At 31.4% G+C, this 2,306-nt stretch carries 2 protein-coding genes; both read left to right on the forward strand.

Translation table 11 applies throughout. From position 1 onward, the window contains the following. A partial coding sequence (locus ACFQ1R_RS11550; RefSeq protein ID WP_379926379.1) for a hypothetical protein occupies nucleotides 1-1,533 on the forward strand: 1,533 nt, incomplete at its 5' end. A gap of 198 nt (nucleotides 1,534-1,731) precedes the next feature. Further along, the gene (locus ACFQ1R_RS11555; protein WP_379926380.1) at nucleotides 1,732-2,166 is read left to right on the forward strand and encodes a hypothetical protein; all 435 of its coding nucleotides are present in this window, start codon (nucleotides 1,732-1,734) and stop codon (nucleotides 2,164-2,166) included. Nucleotides 2,167-2,306: the final 140 nt, after the last annotated feature.

Genomic DNA, 2,306 nt, shown 5'->3' on the forward strand with positions numbered 1-2,306 from the left:
ACGTTAGCAAACATTAAAAACCTACCAAAAATAGATAACATGCGAAAATTAATTTTACCTTTAATTTTATTATATACAGTATTATTTTCTTGTGAGAGTGAGACTGCAAATCCTGCAGATAATGAAGAAGTCCCAATAGAATCTGATTGTAAAGAAATCATTCCTTCAATTTGGGTTAAAGGAGATGGTTCTATTTCTAATCCATATCAAATAGAATCAGCAGAACATTTATTTTATTTAGCTCAGCAAGTAAATGATACACTTTCAGTTAGTATTAATGATTACACATCTAAGTATTTCAAATTAGTTTCTGACATAAATTTAAGTTGCAAATCATGGACTCCAATTGGAGGACTAAAAACAGACTATATTTTTAATGGACATTTTGACGGCAACAATAAATCCATTTCTAACATTGTTATTGATTACCCCGAAAAAAATTATGTTGGCTTCTTTGGAATTATCGGTTATAATTCTTCTATAAAAAATTTACTTTTAGAAGGAGATGTTAATGGATATGATTTTGTTGGAGGGATTGTCGGAACTTCTTTGTCAAAGAGCATTACTAATTCTTCATTTACAGGCAATGTAATTGGCAATGATAATGTCGGAGGGCTCTTAGGATATGAAACTTCCAATGGTGTTAAAATAGAAAACTGTTCATTCAATGGAATAATTAAAGGTAATGAAAAGGTTGGCGGGGTTGTTGGAAGATCAGTCAGAAATACATTAGAAAATTGTTCTGCAAATTTAACATCGCTAAATGGTAATTTTGAAGTTGGAGGTATTACGGGTTACTCTTCTGGAGATATGATAAAAAACTGTTTTTCTTTGGGGGATATTGGTGGTGAAAACATGGTCGGTGGAGTGACAGGTTGGGCGGAATTTTCAACAAATTTTGAAGATAGTAATTTTAATGGTTCTCTTTCAGGTAAAACAAAAATTGGTGGAATTGTTGGATATTTATCTGGAGATTCAAAAATTTCAAAATGTTATAATAAAGGAATTATTGAAACTTCAGGAGTAGAAGTTGGCGGAATTGTTGGTAGTTTATATAACGGTACGGTTGAATTATCTTATAATATTGGCAATATAAGCGGAATTGCCAGGTGTGGTGGAATTGTCGGTAGATGTGATGCTCTTAATAATAAAATATCTTATATCGAAAATTGCTACAACATTGGCTCAATAAACTGTAATTCACTTGCCGCTGGTATTGTTGGAGGTGCTGGCATTGCAGATATAAAGTATTGCTATAATATTGGGCTAGTGCCTAATACAAGCAGAAGGATTTCTGACAATGACAATATTGTTGTATACGATTATGATGGTTTTAGTACAACCGTAAATGTTACTGCTTGTTATTTCTTGGAAGGTGATTATCAGTTTTCAACTGATGGAATAAGTAAATCAATATCAGAAATGAAATCAAGTACCTTTATTAATCAACTCAATGGAGCTGCCAATATTCTATGGAAATCGGATATATCTCCAAATATTAATAGTGGTTTTCCAATTCTTAATTGGCAATAATTGGGTATAATAATATTTATCAAATTATGGGAATTCAAATAAAACGTTTGCTAACAAAGTGTATAATTCAATGCTTCTAATTTTCCTCATCGGAAAATCCTCGCGCTGAATTATTGCCAGTTTTAATTTACTAACTTAGTGCCAAACCCACGCAACGCATCATACACAGACCGTTAGCACAAATAAATGAAAAACCATATGAAAATCATTCCGACATTATTAATTGCGATTAGCTTAATATTATCTTGCCAACAAAATCCCGATGAATTAATAAAAGGTGTATGGCATTATGTGGACAAAAAACCGCCAAAACCCACATTAACTAAAATGACCGAAATTTCAGAAAGTGGAGAAGAAAAAATTATTGATTTAGAAAAAGAATATCCAACAATGAACGAACTTCATTTCTTTCTGACTTTTAAAAATAATTCCTTAACTCAAAATAAGTTCGGACTTAAACTTACAACTGAATTTAATATAAAAGACAATATTATTTATTTAGATAAAAAACCTTTCTTTAAGATAATAAAACTCACCGAAAAAGAATTAATTGTTCAAAGAATAGATAGCGGAAATCAAACAAAATATGACAAAGTAGAATCAGATTCTCCGTTATTGAAACTAGCGGAATAAATTACTTGTGCTAACACCGTATAAAAAAAATTGCTAGTTTTGGCTAAACCAAAGTTAGTCGCTCGTTTGCTAGCTTCTGATTTTCCTTCGGAAAATCCTCGCACACAAACACGCAACTTTCCATATACAATCACGTTGTA

Origin of the sequence: Mariniflexile jejuense, from assembly GCF_042675665.1 — a bacterium.
In the GTDB taxonomy this organism is placed as follows: domain Bacteria; phylum Bacteroidota; class Bacteroidia; order Flavobacteriales; family Flavobacteriaceae; genus Mariniflexile; species Mariniflexile jejuense.